This is a genomic window from Acidaminococcus hominis (assembly GCF_900291475.1).
Taxonomy (GTDB): Bacteria; Bacillota; Negativicutes; order Acidaminococcales; family Acidaminococcaceae; genus Acidaminococcus; species Acidaminococcus hominis.
In genome coordinates, this window is record NZ_OLMM01000004.1 from 309,881 (window position 1) to 333,424 (window position 23,544).

The window sequence follows — 23,544 nt, forward strand, 5'->3', positions numbered from 1 at the left end:
CAGACCTGCCAGGCGAAATCCCATAATCCAAATAAAGCAATTAATGCAAATAAAACCGGAAAGTCCGGGTGGCGTAGCACCGCACCGGAATGCCTTCCTTGTAGGCCGGGCTGAAGGTATACCCATAGGCAGCATCAAGGGCTGCCTGGTCCATGAGCCCGTAGCCGGAGCTGGCAATCACGGAGGCCGTTTCCACCGAACCGTCCTTGCCCACCACCAGCTGCACCCGGACGCTGCCCTGGATGCCGTGGCTCCGCAGCTGCTCCGGATAGGCAGCCGGAACGGAGCTCAAAAGCTCCGGAGAAACGTCGGGTTGGATGGCGTCCACATCAAAGCTGGGGCCGCCGCCTCCCGTACCTTCTCCTGTGCCGCTGCCGTCCCCACTGCCGGCTTCGGTACCAGAACCTATCCCTGCTCCTGTTCCTGTACCTGTGGCGGCACTGGAACCTACAGCTGCGCCCGCAGGTTCCGGAGCCTCCAGGGGGGCAGAAGCATTTGCCGCAGGGACGGGTGTGGCTCCCGGCAGAGGAATCTCACTGCTGGGGCGTACCTGGGTTCTGCTCACAGCCTGACTGGGCTGGGCCGGTAAGGCTGCCGCCGTGCCACCGCCGCTTTTTGCTCCCGGCACTCCGCCGGAAACAATCTGTACGGTATAAATGCGGTTATCCTGCTGCCGGCTCTCCCAGCTCTGCCAGCCTGCCAGGCCCAGCAGCACAAAGACCAGCAGATGGGCTCCCAGGGAAACGGTAATACCCTTTTGGCAATTATTGAGCTGCATGGGGCGCCGCCTGTTCTGCCACCAGTCCCACCCGGGTAATGCCCGCCTGCTTGCAGGAATCCAGCAGGTGGATGATGGCCTCGTAGGGGACCTTGCCGTCCCCATAAATCACCAGGGAAAAGTTGGGGTTTTGGGCGGCCTGGGCTTTGGCCTGGGCCAAAAGAGTGTCCTGGGTAATGGGGGTGGTACCCAAATAGAGGCTGCCATCCGCCTTTACCGTCACGGCAAACTGGCTGCTTTGCTGGAGCTGCACCTGGGAGGCTGCCGGCAGCTGGACGGGAACGGTTTTCACTTCGCTCATGCTCATGGTGCTGACCACGAAGAAAACCAGCAGCAGAAAGCTCATATCAATCATGGGACTGATCATAATCCCGATTTCCTGTTTCTTGCGATTTTTCAGCTTGATCATGCCCGTCTTCTGCCCCCTTGCATCAGTTCCGGGGTTTCCCTTTCCGTCTTTTTCCGGACGGCTTCCAGGAGGGTATTGCCCATTTCTTCCAGGTTCAGGGTCAGCAGCTTCATCCGCCGCTCAAAATACCCGTGGAAGCAAACGGCCACAATGGAGATGCACAGGCCAAACACGGTGGTAATCAGCGCTTCGGCCAGCCCTGCCGTAACGGACATGGGGTTGGCCATGCGCTGGGTCAGGTTGTTGAAGGCGTCCATCATGCCGGTTACCGTACCTAAGAGCCCCAGCACCGGGGACAGGGTCACGATGATGCTCAGGTAGGGCAGATTCTTTTCGAACTTGTCCAGGGCCCGTTCTGCCCGGTAGCTGATAAAGTTTTCCAGGTACTCGTAGTTGTCGTGCCGGTCCATGACAATGGTGGCCAACTTGGCAATTTCTCCCTGGGTATGGTCGGCCAAAGCCTTGGCATGGTTCCAGTCATTATTTTCAATATAGCGGCAAAAGCCCTTGGTAAACGCCCGGCCGCTGTCCGCCTTCCGAAAGAACAGGAAGCGTTCCACGCCAATGGCCACGGCAGCCAAGGAACACAGCAGCAAGGGGTACATGACCCAGCCGCCTTTGATAAAATAATCCAAACCTACCGCAAAGATGTTCATTTTTGTCTCCTTCTTTCCTTTTCTTCCAGTTTTCCGGTTTCCTTTTGCCAAAGCCGGTAATAGGCGCCTTTGCGGGCCAGCAGCTCCGCTGGGCTGCCCTTTTCCACAATTCGGCCCCGGTCCAGCACCACAATGGTGTCAGCCTGGGCCACGGTGCTCAGTCGGTGGGCAATCATCAGGGTGGTCTTGCCCCGGCTCAGCCGCTGCAATTCTCCCTGAATCTGGGCTTCCGTAATGTTGTCCAAGGCCGAGGTGGCCTCGTCCAGCACCACGATGGCGCCATTCTTCAAAAAGGCTCGGGCCAGGGCCAGCCGCTGGCGCTGACCCCCGGAAAGCTTGATGCCCCGTTCGCCAATTTCTGTAGCAAATTGTTCCGGCAGCTGCCGGATGAAGTCCAGGGCTCTGGCCGCCTCTGCAGCCCGGCAGACTTCTTCTTCACTGCATTCAAAAGTACCGTACACCAGGTTGTGCCACACCGAGTCGGAAAAAAGAAATACGTCCTGCTGCACCAGGGCAATTTGCCGGCGCAGACTGCGGCGGGAATATTGGGAAATATCCCGGCCGTCTACCAGGATGCTGCCCGACTGGGGCTCATAAAAGCGCAGCAGCAGACTGATCAGGGTACTTTTGCCGGTACCGGTGGGACCGACAAATGCCACCTTTTCCCCGGGCTGAATCACCAGGGAAATGTGCTGGAGCACGGGGTTTCCCGGGTGGTACCCAAAGGATACATCTTGAAATTCTATTTTGCCCTGCACCGGCGGCAGTTCCGGCAGCGGCTCCTGGTCCTCAGCCGCCTCGCCCATCAGGGCCCGAAAGCGCCGGAACCCGGCCATACTTTGCTGGTACGTTTCCACAAAAAGCACCAGCTTCATCACAGGTTTGATAAAGACGCCCACATAGAGGAAGAACGCCACCAGGTCACTGAGCAGCAGGGCGCCTCGCTGGATTTGCCAGCTGCCTGCCAGCAGAATGGCCAAATAGATGGAATTGGTGAAAAAGTTCACGCTGGCCCCAAAATAGGACCGGATGCCAAAAGACCGGCGGCGGGCTGCCAGATAGGCCCTGGAAGCCCGGGCAAAGGCCCGGACGCTCCAGCTCTCTGCGGTGGAGGCGCGGACCATGCGGACCCCGCTGAGGTTTTCTTCCCCAATGGCGGACAAGTGGCCGTATTCCTGCCGGACCTGACCGAAAGTAGCCTTGAGCTTCAGATTAATCCAAATGGTATGGAGAGCTTTAAGGCCCATAAGCAGGGTCACAAGGCCGCCCAGCAAAGGGTCCAGATACAGCAGGATACAGGCGGTGCCCAAAAGGCTCACCACGCTGACCAGCAGGTCCCCGGGCAGCCGGGCTGCCAGTTCTCCGGTTTCCGCCACATCCCCGGTGAGGGTAGCCAGCAGCTGGCCGGTTTTGGCATTATCAAAGAAAGCAAAGGGCAGGGTTTGCAGATGCCGGAACAGCTCCTGCCGCAGGTCATTTTCCAGCTGGGCGCTGAGGAGCCCTCCCCCATAGGAAACCCCAAACAGTACCAGAAAGTTCAGCAGATAAACCAGTCCCAACCCTATACACCAGCGCAGCACCGGCGGCCAGGCCGCCTTAGGCAGCTCCGTATGGAGGATCTGCCGGACCCCCAGGGGAAACACCAGTTCCAGGGCAGCCCCTGCGGCAGCGCCCAGCATCAGAAAAAAGGCCAGTTTCCGGTACCGGGCAAAATAGTGGAGGAAAGCGCGAAAGTCCGAGCGCTGCCAGGCTGCACTGCCCCTTGGCATCACGAAATCTCCCGGTAGGCCAGTATGGGTTTGCGCCGGCCGGGCAGCCGCACCACTTCACATTCCACGTGGTAGACCTCCCAAAGCATTTTCGAGGTAATCACCTGTTCCGGGGTTCCTTCCGCATATTTTTTCCCATTTTTGATAACGATGACCCGGTCACTGATTTCCAGGGCCTGGCCCAGATCATGGAGAACCATGACCACGCCCATGCCCTGCTCCCGGTTGAGCTTTTTCACCAGCTGCAGCACCTCGTATTGGTAGGCAACGTCCAAAAAGGTAGTGGGTTCATCCAGAAAGAGGATTTCCGGTTCCTGGGCCAGCACCGTGGCAATCCACACCCGCTGGGCCTCTCCCCCAGAGCAGGCGTAGACGGTTTTATCCCTGAGGCCCCAAACCCCAGTGGCCTGCATGGCCCGTTCCACCGCCGCCTCATCTTCCGAGGAGTTGCCCTGATGCCAGTTCTGGTAGGGCACCCGGCCATAGCTGACCAGGTCCTTGACCTTAAACCCCGGAGGCACCAGATGCTGCTGGGGCAAGACCCCCACCTGCCGGGCAAACTCCTTGGACGGAATCCGCCGCAGGTCCACCCCGTTGCAGAACACCGTACCGCTGCGGCAAGCCAAAAGCCGGGTCAAGGTTTTTAACACCGTGGACTTGCCGCTGCCGTTGGGTCCAATCAGGGTGGTAATTTCTCCCTTTTGGACCGAGATATCAAAATCCTGAAGCACCAGCCTGTTTTCGTAGCCGATGCCCAGCTTCGCACCATAAAGCCGCATCTTCATCATCCTTTCTTCCGCAGCATATATAAGAAAAAGGGACCGCCGGTCATGGCCATTACCAGGCCCACCGGGATTTCCATACTGGGAATCAGTACCCGGCCCAGGGTATCCGCGGCCAGCAGGGTACAGCTGCCCAAAAGGGCAGAAACTGGTACCAGGGCGCGGTAATCCGCTCCCACCAGCAGCCGGGCAATATGGGGCACTACCAGACCCACAAAGCCAATCATCCCGGCTACGGCCACTGTAGCCGCTGCCAAAAACGCAGCCACTGCCGAAATCCCAATCCGCCAGGCGTTTACGTTGACTCCCAGGCTGGAAGCCATCTCGTCTCCCAATTGGAGAATATTGGCGCCCTTAATGCAGCACAGGGTCAGCAGGATTCCTACGCCAGCGTAGACAGCCACCAGGAAGACCTGGTCCCAGCCCCGGCCGGAAAGGCTCCCGTTCAAAAAGCCCAGCACCCCGGACAGGTTGTCCGCATTGAGCAGCTGGAGAAAGGAAGTGTAGGACCCTAGCACAGCGTTTACCGCCACCCCGGAGAGAATGATCCGCACCGGATCCACGCCCCGTTTCCAGGCCAGCAGGTAGATGATGACGCAGGCCAGCAGGGCACCGCCAAAGGCGAACAGGGGCACCAAAAGCAGCAGCTTAGGAGCCAGCAGCAGTACGGTAGTAGCTGCCGTTACCGCCCCTGCGGAAACCCCAATAATGCCGGGATCAGCCAGGGGATTGCGCATCACCGCCTGGAGCAGGGCCCCAGAAAGGGACAGGGCGCAGCCGGTTAGAACAGCAATCAGAATCCGGGGCAGCCGCAGGTTGAGCACCACCAAGCGAATGGTGCCGTCCCCCTGCCACAGACCTTCCACAATCTCCCGGGGCGAAAACCAGGCACTGCCAAGACCCAGAGCCAAAAGGGAAAGGCCGGCCAAAACCAGGAGCAGCAGCAGGCAAAGCCCTGTAGTTTCTTTTTCCCCACCCTTCATGGGCGGGCTCCTTCCGTTTCCGCCAGTTTTTGCATCAGGGCATCCAACTGCTGGAGTTCATCCAAACCGCCCGAGATAGCAAACCACTTAGGAAGATATACCACCTTGCCCTGGCGCACCGCTGCAAAATGGTTCCAATAGGCGGCATGTTCCTGGAATTCTTTTTCCATGGCCTCCCGCTGCTGGTCTTCCCCATTCATGGCGCTGACGCAGACAAGCAGGTCCGGCTCATAGGAAAGGGCAGTTTCCTGGTTCATGGGCACCATGGCGCCGCCTGCTGCCGGAGCCACGTTGGTGTAGCCCAGCAGCTCCAGCATGGAGCCTACGGTGCCGTTCTTGTTCTGAAGGAAAAACCGAGGCGGAGCAGCCTGGAGTACCAGTACCTTTTTCCCTTGGTTTTCCTTGCGCTGCTGGTTCAGCCGTTGTTCCATAGCAGCAAAATCGTCCTTGATTTTCTGAGCAGCCGGCTTATTTTTCCCTAAGGCATCGGCCAGAATCAGGGTCAGCGCTTTCACGTCCTCATAGGGAACAGCAGGCCCCGCTGCCACATAGTAGACAGGAATCTTTTCCCGCTCCAGGAGTTTTCCGTAGGTATCCTTGGCATGGGCGCCCACCAGCACCAGGTCCGGCTTTAGGGTCAGCACCGTTTCCAGATCAATATTGGAACGCATACCCGTCTGGAGTAGTTTCGCCCGCTGTTTCAGGCTGTCCGGCCACTGGAGAATCTTGGTATCCGGAATCCCCACCTGGGGAACTCCCAGAGTTTCCAGGGCCAGGACAGGGGTATTGGCCAGAGAGATGACCCGCTCCGGCTGTTTGGGCAGTACCACGCTTTCCGTAAACCCCAGCTTCTGCATATTCTCCGGATAAGGCAGTACCACCTGATTTTCTGTTTTTACCGCTGTTTCCTGCTTTTGTTCCCCGCAGCCTGCCGCCAGCAGAAGGCAGCAAGCCAGGCCCAGCACCATCCATTTTTTCACGATAAGTTAGTCCTTTCTAATTATTTAATATAAGTATTCCTAGCTTTAGGCTGTTCATTATGTTAAATAGTTAGTATTTACTAACTAGCAGGGATAGTATACCACTGAAAAAAGTACGAGTCAATGTATGTATCACGCATTCACTCGTACTTTTTGGCAATGGGTTGCAATTTATGAAAGCCTGTTTGCAAGAAACTTCCAATTTTATTTTTCTAAAACAGGTCCTAAAAGAGAGCTCCCTGCCCCTTAGAAACGGAATTCCACCCCGGTCCGCCAGGTGCGGCCGTAAATAGAGAAATCGTCCTCATAGGAGAAGGTTTTGTTGAACAGATTGTCCACCCCGGCGTACAAATGGGTGGTCTTGTTCAGGTCCTTGGTGACCACCAGGTTGGTAGTGCTGTAGGTATAGTTTTTCCCGCTGGCGTCCAGGAAATCCTTGAACCACAGGGTATACAGGGAAGCGGTCCAGGGATTGGGCTTGGCATCGGTCCAGTTTAGCTGCACCAGGCCATTCAGCCGGGCCCGTCCGGTAAGCCGGGCATCGGTGCTGCCGTCCCGGGCGTCCAAGTAGGTAAAGTTCAGCTTGGCGTCCCAGTGCTTGTCGAAGCGGTAGGCGTACTCCCCTTCCACCCCGTCCATCACTGCCTGCTTGATATTGGCATACTGGAAATAGAGGGTACGGCCCTGCCGGCGCAGCAGCTGGGCATCAATCAGGTTGTCCACCTTGTTGTGGAAATAGGTCAGCCGGCCGGTGCTCCGGCCTTTTTCCGCTTCCAGGCCAAAGTCAAAAGTCCGGGACTTTTCCGCTTCCAACTGGCTGTTCCCATAAACCTGGACCTGGGTCTGCCCTTCGTTCCGGTTCATATGGGAATACAGCTCAAAAATGCTGGGAGCCCGGTAGCCCAAGCCATAGTTGGTTTTCAGCCGGACAGCTTTGCTCAGGCTGTAGGTCAGACCGGCCCGAGGGGACCACTCCCCACCAAAGCTGTCGTAATGGTCGTAGCGCAGACTGGGCACGAAAAACAGCTTGTTCGACAGCCGCCATTCGTCCTGGACGTAGGCTGCGTAGGAATCCAGGCTGGCGGAGGAATAGGCCTTGGAAATGCCCAAATACGTTTCCTCCTGGTTTCCGCCGGCGCCGCTGCCCAGCCGGGTGCCCCCGGCCTTCTGCCAGCGGTATTCGGCCCCGTAGGTCAGGGTATGCTGCTTGTTGGCACGATAGGTATTCTTGCCCTCCATTACGGTGGTTTCGTACTTGGCATGGTCAAAGTCCTGCCAGGCGCTGGTGCTGCGCTGCCGGGATTCTTTTCCCAGCCGGTTGTAATAGGTCTGGAACTCGTAGTCGTTTTTCCGGTCAAAGCCGTAGTATTTCACATGAGCGTCAGTCCGGTTGTTGTCGTACCACTCGCGCATATTTCCCGCCGCCGTATTGCCGTAGGTCAGGGACTGGTACTGCTCCTTCAGGAAGGAAGCCCCAAAGTCCAAGCCGCTGTGGTCATTGAACTGGTAATTGCCCTGGAAGCCAAAATCCCGTTTGGGACCGTACAGGTTGGTTCCCACCTTTTGGTCCTGCTTCCGAACTTCCGTCAGGTTGTAGTTAAAGTTCAGATTCAGCTTGCCCACGTCCCCGGTGGAATAGCCCCCGTACACGGAGTTTTCCCGGGAGCCCAGCTGGGTACCGGCGTAGCCGCCTTCTGCCTGCTCCTTTTTGGTGATGACGTTGATGACCCCGCCCATGGCATCACTGCCGTACAGCCCGGACCCGGCTCCCCGGATGATTTCAATCCGTTCCACCTGGTGCAGGTTCAGCCGGTTCAGTTCGTAGACGTTCCGGGTGCTGCCAGAATCTTCCCCGGCCAGCCGGCGGCCGTCCACCAGAATCAGGGTGGCGGAGGTACCCATGCCCCGGAGGGAGGCCTGCGCCCCCAGGGGCACGCCCCCACGTTCCGTGCTGATTTCCATTACATTGAGGCCGGCCACCGTTTTTAACACATCGGTGACGTTATAGGCGCCCATCTGCTGGATATCCTTTTCCGTAATGGTCTGTACGGACATAGGTGCACTTTTTTTATCCAGTTTTGTTTTGGTGGCCGTAACCACCAGTTCTCCCAAATCGTAAACCGGCAGCTCCGCCGCTGCCGCTGCCTGCACCGTGCCGGCTGGCAAAGTGCCAGCCGCCCCCAGGCACAGGGCCAAAAGGATTTTCCGTGTGATGCCTTGCTTCTCCATCTGCTGCTCCTTCACTTCTTCTTGATGCGTATGGCCGCTCCAGGCTTTTTTTGTGTGCGCGCCTGCTGCGGCCAGGTTCTTCCCTATTATGCCACAGGTTGCCCCAAAAGGAAAACAGCTGGGGAAAATTCTGCCGTTCTTCCCCCTGCGGCTGCCCAGGTCAGCAAAAAACCGGGCCAATGCAGCTGCATTGACTCGGTTCCTCAGCATTTTCAGGGGCTTAGGCTCTCACCTTCACCACCACTTTTTTAACCTGCTCCGGACTGCCGGCAAACTGGCAGTTGGGGCGATGGACTTCCCAGGGATAAAAGATGGCGAACTGGCCTTCTTCCAGCTCCAGCTTCTTTTCCTGGGTCACAGAGGCGTAGAAGGACACATCGTTGGTTTCCCGCTTGTCTTCGGTCATGGGGCCGGCATTTTCCACGTCCCCGTAGCCGATAATTTCCCGGCCGGCAGCTACAATCTGGATATCGATGTACTGCTCATGCTTTTCCGGACGGCGGTCCGCCCAGGGTTCCGTAGCGTACTCGTTGACGCTGGCGTAGATGTTGTCCCCGTCCAGGGGGGTCTTGCCCACCGGCAGGGCTTTTACGTCCAGCTGGGACAGGATTTCCAGGGCCTGGGCCACCCGGCCCTGAAGCGCTTTGGCCATTCTTGCCATATCTTGGGGATTGCCTGTAATCATATTATTCCTCCTTGGGAAGCAATGGATTGATTTTGCTGAATACCCGGCGGGCATTGTCATAGAAGAATTCCTGGTAATGGGCTTCTGGAATCACTAGCTTCATCACGTCAATGTAACTGCGGATGTTGATCAGGGGCCAGTCGGTGCCATAAATCACCTTATCATAGCGGTTCACATAGTCCAGCCACATTCTCATGTACCTGAAGTAATCCCGGTGCTTTTCGTAGAATACGGCGCCGTCAAAGCGGCCTTCCAAAAGGCCCGACAGGTCCACGTACACATTGGGGTCCTTGGCCACCACTTCCATGGCATCCAGGATCCAGGGGTTGCCGCAGTGGGCAATGACGAATTTTACCCGGGGGAACTGCATGGCCACTTCATCGATGGTCAGGGGATGGGCGTACTTCAGCAGGCCATGGCCCCCAGCCGTATCTCCCGTATGGAAGACCACCGGCACATTGTACTTTTCCGCCAGTTCGTACAGGGGGAAATGGCGCTTGTCGTAGGCATAGACCAGGCTGTAACCCAGGTAAATCTTGATGCCCACGCACTGGGGCGTCTGAAGCACCCGCTCAAATTCCTTGGCGGTAGCCCGGCAGTTTTCTTCGGTCAGGGCGTTGCTGTCCACCCCGGCACAGTAGACGATTTCCTTGGGCTGGTTGTAATGCTCCAGGTCAAAGGGCCCCGCCAGGTCCGGCACCCGGGGCACCGTGCCCCCGTACAGGGAAGGTCCCAGGGGTGCATTGCCCATAACCACGGACATGACCACGTTATTTTCCTTGCAGGCCTTCAGATAATGCTCCGCCGTATTTTCATGACCGGCCTCTTTGGCCAACTGGTCAAAGCCCGGGGTACGGTAAAAGTGCATATGCCCATCGATGATTTTCATGATAATTCCCCTCTTCTCCTACTCTATTTCGTTAACAGTCTGCTGGGAATTCACCGGCAGAAGCTGACGTAAAGCAATTTTCTGGTTCTCCAGCAGCCGCAGGGTGCTTTGCAGAATGCCCTGCTCAAAGCGGACCCGGGTACTGCCGGTAGTCAGGGACAGCACGCCCCCGTTCTTCAGGTCAACGACTTCCTGGCCCAGGCTGATGGCCCATTTGTCCGTCTGGCCCAGGCGCTGGCGTTCTCCGTGAACCACAATTAGGTACTGGGCTCCTGCGGCCAGAGCTTTGCCCCGAAGGTCCTGAGCCGGTATTTCTTCCCCGGCCTCCCGGGTATGCTCGCTGGCAATGACCACGTACCGGGGCAGCAGGCTCCGGTATTCGTCCAGCAGGAACTGGCTAAGATCGGGAGAAAAACGGGTATCCGCCCCATTGTCCCTACAGAAAACGGCAAGTGCCACAATGGGTCCATTCCCCTTTAGGGAACGTTTGGGCAAAGGCTGGATAAGCCCTTCATCCAGGGCTTCTTTCCGCACCTGATGGTAATCCCGCACGGCCAGGTCCAGGTAATAGGAAATGGGGTGCTGGTAATCGGTGTAGTTCCCGGACAGCCGGTACTCCTTTTCCCGGCCAAACTGCTGGTAGCCTCCGCAGAAGGTCTGCACCAGGCCGGGCACCGGGTCTAGGCTGGTATAGATCCGCAAAAGGTCCAGCCTGCTTCCATAGGTTTTGGCAAAGGCCGGGTTTCCCACTGCCGGAGCCCCAAAGGTAATAATGGGCAGCTGGCTGGGGGAAGCCCCCTGCTGCACCAGTTCTGCCCCGTACAGCACAGCACCGGCGCCGCCCAGGCTGTGGCCGGTCAGCAGCAGCTGCTGGTCCGGGTGGGTCTTTAAATACGCCGGAATATTGTCCGGGGTGCCGTCCCCGTCCAGGTCCACTGGACAGTCCAGGGCGGCCCTGGCGTATTGGAGGAAACCCTGATGGACGGCAGGAGCGTTTTTAGCTTCCGGTTCTTTCGGTTTTCCCCCAGGAAAGAGCACCTGATCCGTTTTCAGGTTCAGCTGCCAGTCTCCCTGGGTTTGGCTGCCCCGGAAGGCCAGTACGGCCAGGGGCTTGCCCTGCACCAGGCCCCGATGCCGGGCCAGGGTGAAATGCACCTGGGCCTTGCCGTCCTGAAAGGCGTAATATTGGGTATCCCAGCCGTAGTCAGCCAGGTAGCGGTTTCCCGTACTTTTTTCAGAGCCGTTGTCGTAGGTACCGGCGCAGATGGAGGCGGCCAGCACCGTAAGGGAGGCTTCCTGGAGCTTGTCCAGGGTTTGCTGGGTCTCTAGGTTTGCCGCCCCCATAGACAAATGAGGCACGGCCAGACAGAGGAACGCCGTCCCCCAGCTGAGCCTGTGCCTCCAGCGGCTTTTTGATTGTTTCAGCAGCATATTGTCCTTTTCTGATTATTTTCTAGGATTCTTGGCATTCAGGGCAGAAATGTCCTGAGGGCTCAGCCGCAGGTACACATTGCCCTCCAGCAGACTTCCCATTTCATTGGTCTGGTACAGCAGGCAGATGCTGCCGTCCGGGTTCAGGAAAAAGTCCGTGGGAATCCGGGTTGCCGGATGGTCCGGGTACACATGCACATCCCCATCCCGGTAGAAGCCGGTTTTCAGCCGGTCGTTGATATCAGCCAGGGTAATCCGGACAAAGGAGGCCAGGGGCAGCCGGTCGCCGGTGGACATATCGTAGACAGCGCCTACGGTTCTTTGGGTGGAGACAGAGCCTTCCGTGCGCACATCGCTCAGCAGCAGGGAAAGCAGCTGGGGATCTTCGAATTTGGTTTCATACCAGGTTTTGCCAGCGGTAAATTTCCGGTCCACAAAGCCATTGCGGAAGTCGTCCATGAAAGCTTTGATGTTCTGGTTCACCATTTTGTCCGCAGCCTTGTTGTCGGTTTTTACCTGGGGCCAGGTCATATCCAAAAGACCTACCGAGGCTTGTACACTTTCTACTTCAGCAAAAGCGGGCAGGGCCATCCCCAGACACAGGGTCATAGCAGCCGCCAGGACAGCTTTTTTCAGCATTTGCATACGCTCCTTCCAAATTTGGTTTCATTATGTAATCATACTACAAAAATCAGGATTGGTGCAAGAGAATTTATCGATACTGTAAAATGAAAAGGACCCCCGGCACTTTCCGAAGGTCCTTCTGCTTATTCTTCCAATTTTTCAACCCAGAGGGTATTTCCGTCCACTCGGAACTTCACATTCCACCGGTCAGACCGTAGACCCGCTCCGGGTCCTTTTGGTAATGGGGCCGGGGATCCTGGGCCAGGACGCCCCGGAGGGCTTCCTGCTGGGTCTGGGGCAGGGCTTCCAGAAGGCCCTGGGGATCTTCCACGGTAAGCTGGGCATCCGCTGCCGGAGCAAAGCCGCTGCGAGCTTCCGGCCGGGCGTCAGCGTAGGGCACGTAGGGCTTGAGATCGTAGATGGGGGTGCCATCCAGCAAATCTGCCCCCGCCACCCAGATTTCCGGACCCTGGGGACCCTCCAGCCGGATTTCCCTAATTTCCACAAGAGAAAGCCCTAACGGGTTGGGCCGAAAAGGCGACCGGGTGGCAAAGACCCCCAGCCGGGTATTGCCGCCCAGCCGGGGCGGCCGCACCGTAGGGGACCAGGTATGGTTCTTGGAAAAGCCCCAAAGCAGCCATAGGTGGGAAAAGCCTTCCAGCCCCCGGAGGGCCTCCGGCCTGCGGAACCCCTCAGCCATAATAATCTTGCCGGCAAGCTGGGGTACCAGCCCGCTTTGCCGGGGCAGGCCAAATTTTTCCTTCAGGTCCCCCTGGTACCAGGCCACCGGGTGCAGGGTCAATTCCCCTGTTTCGCTCATAGGGCGCCTCCTTAAAGATTATTGGGCTCGGTGAGCTTTTTATCCACGGTGAACCGGGTGCCGTTGATGCCCAGTTCGGCTGCCAGGCCTTTGGTGCTGACCCGGTACATCCACATGCCGGGGGCTACCTGGAAAGCGCCTTCCAGGGAATCCCCGTGCACACCGTCCCGAGCTGCGGCCGCAGCCTGTCCGCCGAAGGTCCAGCCCTTCTTCACAAAGGAATCAAAGGCTTCCGGGGTATCAAAGACAAAGATGATGTTGGACTGGAGTACACCCACCCCCAAGCCCACCTTCATCTGGCTCATTTTCATAAAGACTTCCCGTTTGCTGTGCTGGTTGATGGCCCGGCCCCGGCCGTGACCACCGCCCAACAGGCCCAGATTGTAGCTGGTATCCACAAACACGGCGTATCCATAGGAATGCTGGATGGCTTCCCGGGATTTGGGCTGCTTTTCGTAGAGCTGGAGCAGAGCCTTATACGTTTTGGTTCTCAGCTCCGCCCGTTCACTGGCCAGGTCACTGGCACTGGGCGCCGCCAAAGCGGAGGCTGCCGGCAGGCAGACCAAAAGCGCCATGATGACACAAAGGAAAATCCTGCTGAGTTTTTTCATGATGTCCTCTTTTCTTCCGGACCCGGTCCGGAGGCCTGAATCTCAGGCTTATTTCACCGGCTTCAGATAGCCGCCGTTTTGCAGTTCGTAGGTCTTGCCGCCCAGGGCTGCATTGGCTGCATCGGCTGCGTCGTAATAAACGGTGAAGCCGTTGCCCTTAATGTTGGCCAGGGTGGTGTCCGCATCCTTGAGAGAAGTAATGTAGCTGGTACCGGCCACCTGCCAGGAAGAAGAAGCGTCCAATTGGACGTCCACCCGTTTGGCCGTCTGGCTCCGGTTGATGGCGCCGGAATAGTGGCTGCCGTTTTGCAGATCCAATACCAGGGTGCTGGCATTATCCACAGAGATGTTGCCAAACAGAGCCTGCTGGTTGGCCATAAAGGTCAGGTCTGCTCCGTTGGACCCTTCCGTCCCCCACTGGCCGGCGGAAACCTTGATCAGTTCCCCGCCCAGGTATTGGAGGGTGTTCAGTTCGGAATAGATCCGGGCCTGGGTATTGGTCACGTAGAACAGGGGGCCAGTTTTCAGGCTGCGCAGGGCAGAATTTTTCACGGACAGCCGGGTGGGATTGGCCCCATCAGCCCGGACCCCGTTCTGGTACAGCAGAATGCCGTGGGTGCCGGAACCGGACACGTCCACGTATTCCAGCCGGGCAATATTGCCGCCTTCCACTACCGCAATCTGGCTGGCTGCGGCAGCGCCCTTGGCCTCAGCCAGGGTAATGTCCCCTTTGGAGTACACCAGGGGCGAGGCCTGGCCGCTGGTATTTACGGTGCTCTTGCTGACGTTCAGCACGGCCCCTGCCGGCTCGGTGGCAAGAGCAGCGGACCGGAGGCCCGTGGTGCCAATATTGATGTTGTCTGCAGTAATGCTGGCGCCTTTTACGGCATCCAGGCCCCGAGAATTTATCCCCGTGGTACGGATATTGGAATCATGAATCTTGATGACGCCTTTGGGCCCAGCCGCAAATACGGCGTTGGCGCCGTCCGCTTCCGTCCGGATGGTGCAGCCGTCCAGGGCCAGGGTGGCATCTGCAGCCAGGACCCCGGCGTTTTGGCCGTTAAACTTGCTGCCCCGGACACTGGTGGTATTCCCGGTTTTGTTTAGGGCGCCGTGGGACAGGGTAACGTCTGCGCCGTTTTTCACCAGCACAATATTTTCATCGTTTTTCAAGGCAGCGTAACTGTCCGCCAGGGTGACTTTCTCCCCGGAAACCATTTTGGCTGCCGTAAATTCTACCAGGTCCAAAGGGGCGTCGGGCATGGGAACGGAAGCATTGCCGTAAACGGTGGTTTCGTCCTCAGCGGCCTCTGTGCTGCCAGTAGTCATTGTATCGGTCTGGGCAGCGGCCGTTTCTGCGGCTGCGGGAGTGGGTTCTGCGGCCCAGGCACAGGGGCTGGAAAGCAGGGCTGCCAGGATGGCCAAGCTCAATATTTTCGTCTTTTGCATGAGTATCCCTTCTTTATCTTAGAATTGTACTATTTTAGTATATACCAAAACGGTCCGGGACGCAAAAAACGGTTCCGCCCTTTGAGAAAGCAAAACCGTTTTCGTAACGTCTTTTCAGTTATTTTGCATTTTTTAAAGGCTCTTACGGCTATTTTGAACCAAAGCCTGAAGCTTTTGGCTGAGCTTCCTGCTGTCCACCTTGCCGGCTCCCGTTAGGGGCAGGGCGTCCAGTTCCAGCCAATAGCCGGGGATTTCGCCAGGCAGCAGCAGGTCTTTCAGCTTTTTTCGCAGCTGCCCCAGGGTAATTCCCTGAAGAATAACGCAGGCTCCCAGGTCCTCTCCCCGGGCTGCCTCCTCTACGGGCAGCACCACTGCGTCGGCTACCCCGGCAACCGAAAGAATCGCCTGCTCCACATGGGTGCAGGATAGGGTCAGGCCGCCCTTGTTGATTACCCGGCCGTCCCGGCCCAAAAAAGTCAGGTAGCCGTCCGCATCAAAATAGCCCCGGTCCTCCAAAGTAAAGGGGCAGGTCACCCCTTCCACATGGTAAGGGGTATCCACGTAGATTTTCCCGTCCAAAACGGAAACCTTCACCCCCGGACAGGGGCGCCCTACGCTCAGGGGGTGCTGCTGGAGTTCTTCGTAGGTGAGCCAGGTAATATAGTTCAGCTCGCTGGCTCCGTAGTACAGGTAAATCTGGCTGTGGGGAAAATGGGTCTTCAGCTGATCCGCTGTTTCCGGCGCCAAAAGCTGGGACCCGGCCATAATGGCCGTTACCGAGGGGTATTGCCCCTGGGCCGCCCGCAGCAGCAGCTTCAGCTTCACCGGCACCAGGTACAAGAGGGTCACCTGGAACTGGCCAATTTCCCGGAGCCAGGTGCGGCTGTAAAGGGTATCCGACAGCACCAGGGACGCTCCTGCATACAGCAGGGAAGCCCAGACGCTGAGGTTTCCCGTAAAGCTCATGCTGCCTTCCGTAAAGCCTACAGTATTCCCAGTTACCTGGAACTTTTTGTTCTGCTCAGTAAAAAAGCCGGCCCAGCTTGCGTAGCGCCGGAACATCAGCTTGGGCAGGCCGGTGGAGCCGGAACTCAGGACGCCCATGCACACCGGCTCAGGCTGGGGGTCCCCCTGGGGGGCAAATTGGACCTTTTCTCCCAAAAGATCCCCGTAGGGAATGTTTCTCCTGACCATAAATTCCCGGGCAGCAGCAGGCTTTAAATCTGGATGGGCCAAAACGGGTACGCAGCCCGCCTTTTCCGCTCCCAGAAAGCAAATCAGCTGCTCCAGGGCCGTTTTCCGCAGGATCAGCAGGGGCCGGTGTTCCGGTTGGAAAGCCGCCAGGGTTCTGGCATAGTCTTTCGCCCGCTCCAAAATCTCCTGATACGTATAACTGGCCTTTGCCGTAATCAGAAAGGGGCGCTCCGGCTGGACCGCCGCCCATTGTTCCAAAAGACCCAGATAATCCATAGTTTCCTCCTTAGACCCTGCGCAGCAGCAGGCCGGATCCGGTGCCCCCGGCGCCGGCAATGGCGCACAGGCCCCAAATGCCCCCCGTTTCTTTCAGCCGGGCCAGGGCGTGGAGTACCAAAACAGCCCCGCTGGCCCCGTAGGGATGCCCATAGGCCAAGGCCCCGCCCAGGGGCAGGTATCGGTCCAGGCAGCCGGGATATTTCCGGGCAAACAGGGCGCTGATTACCCCAAAGGCTTCATTATATTCAAAGGTATCAATGGCTTCAGGCCCAAGGCCGCTGCGCTGCAGCAGCTTGTCCCCCACAGCGAGGGCTCCCAAAGGGCTGAACCGGGGGTTCACGCCGGCTTCTGCGGCGTCCGCCACTTCCGCTAGCATTTCCGGGGCTTTGCCCTCCTGCTGCCACTGGCGGACTTTCCTTTCCGAGGCCAGCAGCACAAAGGCCGCCCCATCCTGGTGCAGGCAAGCGTTGGCTGCGGTCAGGGTGGGAGCAACGGTCCCGCACTGGGCCCGTTCTTCCGGGGTCAGCAGGGCTTCCGTTTCTTCCTGGGTAAACAGGGTGGGCATCCGGGCCGCCAGTTTGGCGGACATACGAGGACGGATGCTTTCGTCCCGGGTACTGCCAAAAAGGCTGGCAATATAGGGAGCCACCACCGACCCCGCGGCTGCCGCCTTTTGGTGGCTGCGCACCGGCCAACGGTCCAGCTCCTCCCTGGTAACCCCGTACACCTGGGCCGTCCGTTCTGCGCCCTCCAGCATCACCCGGGGACTATTGGAGTCCGGGGAAAATTGGGCCGTCTGGAAGCCGTCCGGGGTATATCGGGGATCTGACGGGGCGTAATGGCGCAGAGGCTGCAGGGAGGCCGATTCAAAGCCCCCGCAGAGCACTACGTCTGCCAGGCCGCTGCGCACCTTGGCAAAGCCCAAAGACAGGGCAGCCGCTCCGGAGGCGCACTGCATATCCAGGGTCAGGCAGGGAACTTCCGGCTTTACGCCGGCCAGAAGTGCCGTCAGCCGGGTCAGGTTGCCCCCGGTACCCACCGCATTGCCTCCCAGGATTTCTTCTGCTTCCCGGCTCAGGGGATAACGCCGAAAAAGGGCCTGCAGCAAGGCAGCCCCTAATTTTTCCGGTGAAACCGTTTTAAATATGCCATTTTCTGCACCCAGGTGGCTGCGCAGGCCACCCAGGATATATACCCGCTCCATGTTAAAACACGTACCGCTGGAGCCGGGAAGCCAGGAAGGCTGCCAGCACCACTTTCAGCACGTCTCCGATCAGGAAGGGGAAAACGGCCATAACCAGGGTCTTCCACAGACCCACCTTGGCTACCAGGTACATACTGATGCAGCCGCCGGCGTAGATGATGGGCATACCCACCAAAACCCCCAAAGCCACCAATTTGCCAAAGGACCATTTCCGGCCGCCCCGAATGGCGCTCATGGCCACTACGGCTGCCAAAAAGCCCAGGTTAAAGCCTCCGGTAGGTCCAAAAATCTTGGCCATGCCGCTGGTACCGCCTACAAAGACGGGGACCCCCACCATGCCCAGCAGCAAGTAGATGCCAAGAATTACTGCGGCCTGTTTAGGGGTTTTCAGGAACCCCACCAGATTCACCATAATGGTCAGGGCCGTCACCATGGCCGGGGTAAAAGGCAAGGGAAAAGAAATGTAGGCCGATACGGCCAGCAGTGCCACGCAGACGGCGCTGGTGGTCAGGGCCCGGGTGGAACTGAGATGGCTGCCCTGGGTTCCCCGGGCAGAATGTAAAGTTTGATTGATTTCGCTGCTCATGTTGCTCCTCCTCCAAATAAATCCCCTCCCCGGCATGCACCGGTTCCTGGAAAATAACTTCCATACGGCTGGGTTCTCCCAGCTTGCTAAATAGTTCCTGCCATAAGAGCAGGCCCTGGACCACAGGACGCTCCGTCAGGTGGATGGCGTTGTCGTCCCCGGTTGCCTGGGAAAAGGCGTACACCTCCTGGGGCGTAAACGCTTTCCAATATACACCTGGAGGCAAAGCCTCTCTTGAAGCTTCTTTAGGTAAACTATATTCATTATCATTGTTTACCTTCGTTGCCTGCCAAAACAGCAGTAACTCCAGCTGGCCCACCTGCTGGTGCTGCTCCCAGCCGGTAATCCGCAGCAGTTGGAACCGTTTCCGGTCCTTTACCACTTCTGCCGTAAACCGGGCAGTGGGTCCCGCCTTAGCCTGACGGCTATAGGCAATTTTTCCGATCAGGCTTCCCTGATACCGCTCTCCCTGAAAAGCCTGGAGCGCCTTGATGTATCCTGTCATATTTTCATTCATAGTGCAATTAGTGTACCGCTTTTTTCTTTCTTGTTCAATTCTTTTCTTAGAATGGTTAACGTATTTTGTTAAATTTAGGCTAGGATTTGCCACAAAAGGAATTTTTCTCTTACAATTTTACAGATTTCCTACAAATTTGGTTGCACTTCTGTTTCTATAAGCCTATAATTCAGGTTATACTTATTTTTATTTATTTTTCTTTGGGAGGGATTTTCCATGAGCGCTGCCAAAAGCACTACCCGGTCTGCTCTAGCCAACTACCGGGACCCCATTATCCTGATCACCTTCTGTATTATTGGTGCCATCCTGGGACTCTATTTGGGGGACAAGGCTTCTATCCTGAAGCCCATTGGCCAGATTTTCTTGAACTTATTGTTTTGTTTGATTGTACCCCTGATTTTCTTCTCCATTGCCGGCTCTATTGCCAACACCAAGGATACGGGCAAGGTAGGGAAAATGATTGGCTACACCCTGTTGATTTTCATTACCACCGCCATCATTTCCGGTGCACTGATCCTGATTGTCACCCACTTTACCGGGGTGCCCACCACCTTTAACGCCCCCAAAGCCACCCAGACGGCCATGAAGACGGTGTCCATCAGTGACCAGATTGTCAATACCCTGACGGTGGGCGACCTGCCGCTGTTGATTTCTCGGTTCCACGTACTGCCCCTGATCATCCTGACCATTTTCTTCGGCATCTGCGTCTCCATGATTGGCGAACCGGCCAAACCCGTAGTGGAATGGATGAACGCCATGTCCCTGGTATGCTACAAGATGGTGGCCATTCTCATGAAAGCCGCTCCCATTGGTCTGGGCGCCTACTTTGCAGACCTGACCGGGACCTACGGCATCGACCTGTTAAAGGCCTACGGCAATGCCATGCTGGTGTTCTACTCCGTGGTCATTCTGTACTTCTTCCTGTTCCTGGGGCTGTACGCCTACATTGGCGCCGGCAGCTGGGGGGTCAAGAACTTCTTCAAGGTCATCCTGGCTCCTGCCCTGACCGCCCTGGGCACCCGTTCCTCCGCCGCCACCATCCCTCTGCAGATGGAAGCCTGCGACAAACTGGGGGTTCCCCGGGAAATTTCTTCCGTGGTGGTAGCCATGGGTGCTACCTGCCATATGGACGGTGCCTGCATTGCCATCGTGTATTCCGAAGTGCTGGCCACCACTCTGTTTGGCACCCCGTTGGCCGGCTTTGACTTTGCTTTGGCCCTGTTCGTGGGCGTAGCCTCCTCCGTAGCCACGTCTTCCGTACCGGGCGGCGGCGCAGCCGGTGAAACCATGATTGTATCCGTGTTCAACCTGCCGGAAGCAGCCTTCCCCATCCTGTTGATGGTTATCGAACTGTTTGACCCGGGCTGCACGCTGCTGAACTCCTGCGGCGACACCGTGGTTTCCATGGTCATCAGCCGGATTTTCTACGGGAAAGACTGGTACAAAAAGAACTTGAATGGAAAGGATGTCCTGGCCTATGAAGATTGATGCCTCCTATGTACTGCGGGAACCGGAACAGGGCAGCGCGGCCCTGCCGGACTCCCTGGACCTGATGCTCAATATTGGCGGCTCTCGGGTCCTGGGGGAAATCTATCTGCCCAGCGGGGTCTACGAGGCTCCCCATCCTGCGGTGGTCCTGTGCCACGGAATTCCTGGCACCAACTGCAACGACGACCTGGCCCAAAGCCTCCGGCGCATGGGCTGTGTGGTGCTGCGGCTGTACCACCGGGGGGCCTGGGGCAGTGACGGGCTGTATTCCTTCTCCCACTGCCTGGAAGATGCCCTGTATACGGCCAACTGGGCCCGGGAAGAGGCTCCCAAGGAATACGGCATCGACCCGGACAATATTTTCCTGGCAGGCCACTCCAACGGCGGCAACACGGTACTGAACGCCGCCCGGCAGCTGCCCTGGATCAAGGGCATTATGGCCTTCTGCCCCTTTGACCATGCAGCCCTCCGGGACCTGCTGCAGGAAGAAGAAATCAAGGCCCTGTTTACGGAGATTTCCGCCGTACTCCATATTGAGAGCCCGGAAGTCCTGTGGCAGGACAGTTTCTCCCACTATAAGGAGTGGGGCTTTGCCCAGCTGGCTCCGGAATTCCAGCACCGGAACCTGCTGCTCATTGGCGGCAAGCGGGATACGGTGGCACCTCCGGACAAGATGGTGCTGCCCCTGTGGAATGCCCTGGAGCAGCTGCCCACCCAAGCTAACCACAAACTGGTACTCCTGGACTCCAACCACTCCCTGGATACCGCCCGGCTGGCCCTGGCCGAAACCCTGGGCACCTGGCTGGAACAGGTGGTAAAAGGCTAAACCCTGATGAACCTAAAAGCCCTGACTGCAAGCTGTGCAGCCAGGGCTTTTTCATTTGCAAAGCAAGACAAAATAACCGTTCCCAAAAGCAAGCTTTTGAGAACGGTTATTTTTATAATTGGGTTTCCAGCCAGTGCTTCAGCACCACCGCATTGTTGTGTTCCTGGTCCTTGGCCCCGTACAGCAGGGTTACATTCCCCTGCTGGAGCAGGTTCCGTACCTTTTCCAGGAATGCCGCTGCGGCAGGATTTGCTGCCAGCTCTTTCTGGTAGGATTCCGTAAAGGAGGGAAACAGGTCCGGTTCATGGCCAAAGGACTTGCGCAGCTCTGGACTAGGAGCAATTTCCTTCTCCCATTCCTCCAGCTGGGCCTTGGCTTTGGCAATGCCCCGGGGCCACAGACGGTCCACCAAAATCCGGCAGCCGTCCGTTTCCTCACAAGTTTCGTAAATCCGTTTGATCTGGAGATTTCCCATAGGAAAGCCTTCTATCTGTTTATTTCTTGGCCTGTTTTTCTGCCTTCCGGGCCAACTGCTCGCAGGCCGTCAGAGGATACTTCTTGGAGCTGTGATGGAAAGCGATGCAGGGTTCGCACTGGGCAAACCGGGGACAGGAAGTCCGGGGGCAGGGACAGATACTGGGGTCATATAGGGCCATCTTAGGCGCCGAAGAACAGGTTCATATCGTCTTCCACAGAGCCGATGCCAGCGATGCCGAAGTTCTTCACCAGAACGTTGGCTACGTTGGGGGACAGGAAGGCAGGCAGGGTGGGTCCCAGATGGATGTTCTTCACACCCAGGTACAGCAGGGCCAGGAGAACGATAACAGCCTTTTGTTCATACCAGGCAATGTTGTACACGATGGGCAGCTTGTTCACATCGTCCAGGCCGAAGACTTCCTTCAGTTTCAGGGCAATCAGAGCCAGGGAGTAGGAGTCGTTGCATTGGCCGGCATCCAGTACACGGGGAATACCGCCGATGTCACCCAGGTTCAGTTTGTTATATCTGTATTTGGCGCAGCCAGCGGTCAGGATGATGGTATCCTTGGGCAGGGCTTCTGCAAACTTGGTGTAGTAGTCACGGCTCTTCATGCGGCCATCGCAGCCAGCCATTACCACGAATTTCTTCACAGCGCCGGATTTTACAGCTTCTACTACTTTGTCAGCCAGGGCAAATACCTGTTCATGAGCAAAGCCGCCAACGATGGTACCATGTTCAATTTCTACAGGAGGTTTGCATTCCTTGGCTTGGGCAATCAGGGCGCTGAAGTCCTTGTGGCCATTTTCGTCAGCTACAATGTGTTTGCAGCCAGGATAGCCGGCAGCACCGGTGGTCCACAGACGGTCTTTGTAGCTGTCTTTGGGCGGAACGATGCAGTTGGAGGTCATCAGGATGGGTCCGTTGAAGGTTTCGAATTCTTCTTTTTGTTTCCACCAGGCGTTGCCATAGTTGCCGGCAAAGTTGGTGTATTTCTTGAAGAACGGATAGTAGTGGGCCGGCAGCATTTCAGAGTGGGTGTATACATCCACGCCGGTGCCTTGGGTCTGATCCAGCAGCATTTCCAGGTCCTTCAGGTCATGGCCGGAAATCAGGATACCAGGGTTATTGCGTACGCCGATATCCACGGTGGTGATTTCAGGATTGCCGTAAGCACCGGTGTTGGCACCATCCAGCAGGGCCATGCCTTGTACGCCGTATTTACCGGTTTCCAGGGTCAGGGCAACCAGATCATCCACGGTCAGGCTGTCATCCAGGGTAGCGGCCAGGGCGCGCTGCAGGAAAGCATCTACTTCGGGGTTATCCTGTACCAGGTTGTTGGCATGTTTGCTGTAGGCAGACAGACCTTTCAGACCATAGGTAATCATTTCCCGCAGGGAACGGATGTCTTCGTTTTCGGTGGCCAGTACGCCAACGTTCTTAGCTTTGGCATCAAATTCGCTTTCTTCCCCGTTCCACAGGGCAGCTTCCGGCAGGCCGGCCTTATCGGTCAATTGACCCAGCAGCTCAGCTTTTACCTGCAAAGTCTTTTTGATTTCAGCAATGATGGCTTCCCGATCGAAGTTGGCATTGGTGATGGTAATGAACAGGTTAACAGTACACAGGTGGTTTACTTCCCGGCTGACTTCCTTGCCTTCAGCACGCAGTTTGGTGGTGATGGCGGACAGGCCTTTGGTCACGTAGATCAGCAGGTCCTGCATAGCAGCTACTTCCGGTTTCTTGCCGCATACGCCTACAACCGTGCAGCCTTTGCAGCCGGCAGTTTCCTGACATTGAAAACAGAACATTTTATTTTCCATACTTTTACTCCCCTTTTCTAACAGGTAAAAATGAGATTCTTTGAGGTGTTGTTCGCTCGA

General features: G+C 57.1%; 23 protein-coding genes. 2 read left to right on the forward strand and 21 right to left on the reverse strand.

Annotation, left to right across the window (positions count from 1 at the left end; all coding sequences use genetic code 11):
* Positions 1–40 precede the first annotated feature (40 nt).
* The 18 genes from C7E10_RS04890 to C7E10_RS04980 all read right to left on the reverse strand — a co-directional run bounded on the left by C7E10_RS04890 (position 41) and on the right by C7E10_RS04980 (position 18,358).
* Entirely contained in the window at positions 41–778 is a 738-nt protein-coding gene (locus C7E10_RS04890) for an energy transducer TonB (RefSeq protein ID WP_105326225.1), read from the reverse strand.
* Entirely contained in the window at positions 765–1,187 is a 423-nt protein-coding gene (locus C7E10_RS04895) for an ExbD/TolR family protein (protein WP_105326226.1), read from the reverse strand. Before C7E10_RS04895 ends, C7E10_RS04890 begins: the two co-directional genes overlap by 14 nt.
* Positions 1,184–1,843, reverse strand: a complete 660-nt coding sequence (locus C7E10_RS04900) for a MotA/TolQ/ExbB proton channel family protein (protein ID WP_105326227.1) — start codon at positions 1,841–1,843, stop codon at positions 1,184–1,186. Before C7E10_RS04900 ends, C7E10_RS04895 begins: the two co-directional genes overlap by 4 nt.
* Positions 1,840–3,612 (reverse strand): ABC transporter ATP-binding protein, encoded by a 1,773-nt coding sequence (locus C7E10_RS04905; RefSeq protein ID WP_105326228.1) that lies wholly within the window; start codon positions 3,610–3,612, stop codon positions 1,840–1,842. The genes C7E10_RS04900 and C7E10_RS04905 overlap by 4 nt, the downstream gene beginning before the upstream one ends.
* Positions 3,612–4,397 carry an ABC transporter ATP-binding protein gene (locus C7E10_RS04910; RefSeq protein WP_234997683.1) on the reverse strand — a complete coding sequence of 262 codons (786 nt, stop codon included), beginning with the start codon at positions 4,395–4,397 and terminating at the stop codon, positions 3,612–3,614. The genes C7E10_RS04905 and C7E10_RS04910 overlap by 1 nt, the downstream gene beginning before the upstream one ends.
* On the reverse strand, positions 4,397–5,377 hold the full coding sequence (locus C7E10_RS04915; protein WP_105326229.1) for a FecCD family ABC transporter permease: 981 nt from the start codon (positions 5,375–5,377) through the stop codon (positions 4,397–4,399). The genes C7E10_RS04910 and C7E10_RS04915 overlap by 1 nt, the downstream gene beginning before the upstream one ends.
* Positions 5,374–6,357, reverse strand: a complete 984-nt coding sequence (locus tag C7E10_RS04920) for an ABC transporter substrate-binding protein (RefSeq protein ID WP_105326230.1) — start codon at positions 6,355–6,357, stop codon at positions 5,374–5,376. The genes C7E10_RS04915 and C7E10_RS04920 overlap by 4 nt, the downstream gene beginning before the upstream one ends.
* Before the next feature lie 246 nt (positions 6,358–6,603).
* Positions 6,604–8,586, reverse strand: a complete 1,983-nt coding sequence (locus C7E10_RS04930) for a TonB-dependent receptor plug domain-containing protein (RefSeq protein ID WP_200820204.1) — start codon at positions 8,584–8,586, stop codon at positions 6,604–6,606.
* Between the two features lie 220 nt (positions 8,587–8,806).
* Complete coding sequence (locus C7E10_RS04935; protein ID WP_105326232.1) at positions 8,807–9,271, reverse strand: NanQ anomerase/TabA/YiaL family protein; 465 nt, start codon at positions 9,269–9,271, stop codon at positions 8,807–8,809.
* A 1-nt stretch (position 9,272) separates the two neighbouring features.
* Positions 9,273–10,160, reverse strand: coding sequence for an amidohydrolase family protein (locus C7E10_RS04940; RefSeq protein WP_105326233.1), 888 nt, complete (start codon positions 10,158–10,160; stop codon positions 9,273–9,275).
* A gap of 18 nt (positions 10,161–10,178) precedes the next feature.
* On the reverse strand, positions 10,179–11,591 hold the full coding sequence (locus tag C7E10_RS04945; RefSeq protein WP_105326234.1) for a lipase family protein: 1,413 nt from the start codon (positions 11,589–11,591) through the stop codon (positions 10,179–10,181).
* Positions 11,592–11,606: 15 nt separating this feature from the next.
* Complete coding sequence (locus C7E10_RS04950; RefSeq protein ID WP_105326235.1) at positions 11,607–12,230, reverse strand: polysaccharide deacetylase family protein; 624 nt, start codon at positions 12,228–12,230, stop codon at positions 11,607–11,609.
* Between the two features lie 178 nt (positions 12,231–12,408).
* Positions 12,409–13,035: a tRNA (N6-threonylcarbamoyladenosine(37)-N6)-methyltransferase TrmO gene (tsaA, locus tag C7E10_RS04955; protein WP_105326236.1), complete on the reverse strand. Its 627-nt coding sequence runs from the start codon at positions 13,033–13,035 to the stop codon at positions 12,409–12,411.
* 11 nt (positions 13,036–13,046) lie between these two features.
* Positions 13,047–13,646, reverse strand: coding sequence for a lipid-binding SYLF domain-containing protein (locus C7E10_RS04960; protein WP_105326237.1), 600 nt, complete (start codon positions 13,644–13,646; stop codon positions 13,047–13,049).
* Positions 13,647–13,694: 48 nt separating this feature from the next.
* Complete coding sequence (locus tag C7E10_RS04965) at positions 13,695–15,095, reverse strand: hypothetical protein (protein WP_105326238.1); 1,401 nt, start codon at positions 15,093–15,095, stop codon at positions 13,695–13,697.
* Positions 15,096–15,227: 132 nt separating this feature from the next.
* Positions 15,228–16,565 (reverse strand): AMP-binding protein, encoded by a 1,338-nt coding sequence (locus tag C7E10_RS04970; protein ID WP_105326239.1) that lies wholly within the window; start codon positions 16,563–16,565, stop codon positions 15,228–15,230.
* A gap of 10 nt (positions 16,566–16,575) precedes the next feature.
* Complete coding sequence (locus C7E10_RS04975; protein WP_105326240.1) at positions 16,576–17,772, reverse strand: thiolase family protein; 1,197 nt, start codon at positions 17,770–17,772, stop codon at positions 16,576–16,578.
* Between the two features lies 1 nt (position 17,773).
* Complete coding sequence (locus C7E10_RS04980) at positions 17,774–18,358, reverse strand: biotin transporter BioY (RefSeq protein ID WP_105326241.1); 585 nt, start codon at positions 18,356–18,358, stop codon at positions 17,774–17,776.
* A 733-nt stretch (positions 18,359–19,091) separates the two neighbouring features.
* On the opposite strand from C7E10_RS04980, the gene C7E10_RS04985 reads away from it, so the two are divergent.
* Both C7E10_RS04985 and C7E10_RS04990 read left to right on the forward strand, forming a co-directional pair.
* Positions 19,092–20,363: a dicarboxylate/amino acid:cation symporter gene (locus tag C7E10_RS04985; RefSeq protein ID WP_105326242.1), complete on the forward strand. Its 1,272-nt coding sequence runs from the start codon at positions 19,092–19,094 to the stop codon at positions 20,361–20,363.
* Positions 20,353–21,189, forward strand: a complete 837-nt coding sequence (locus C7E10_RS04990; protein WP_105326243.1) for an alpha/beta hydrolase family protein — start codon at positions 20,353–20,355, stop codon at positions 21,187–21,189. The genes C7E10_RS04985 and C7E10_RS04990 overlap by 11 nt, the downstream gene beginning before the upstream one ends.
* A 112-nt stretch (positions 21,190–21,301) precedes the next feature.
* Here C7E10_RS04990 and C7E10_RS04995 read toward each other — a convergent pair whose 3' ends face one another.
* The 3 genes from C7E10_RS04995 to hcp are packed head-to-tail and all read right to left on the reverse strand — an operon-like array spanning position 21,302 to position 23,484.
* Positions 21,302–21,664: a DUF488 domain-containing protein gene (locus C7E10_RS04995; RefSeq protein WP_105326244.1), complete on the reverse strand. Its 363-nt coding sequence runs from the start codon at positions 21,662–21,664 to the stop codon at positions 21,302–21,304.
* Between the two features lie 19 nt (positions 21,665–21,683).
* On the reverse strand, positions 21,684–21,845 hold the full coding sequence (locus C7E10_RS12045; RefSeq protein WP_158572310.1) for a hypothetical protein: 162 nt from the start codon (positions 21,843–21,845) through the stop codon (positions 21,684–21,686).
* A 1-nt stretch (position 21,846) separates the two neighbouring features.
* Positions 21,847–23,484, reverse strand: coding sequence for a hydroxylamine reductase (hcp, locus tag C7E10_RS05000; RefSeq protein WP_105326245.1), 1,638 nt, complete (start codon positions 23,482–23,484; stop codon positions 21,847–21,849).
* Positions 23,485–23,544: the final 60 nt, after the last annotated feature.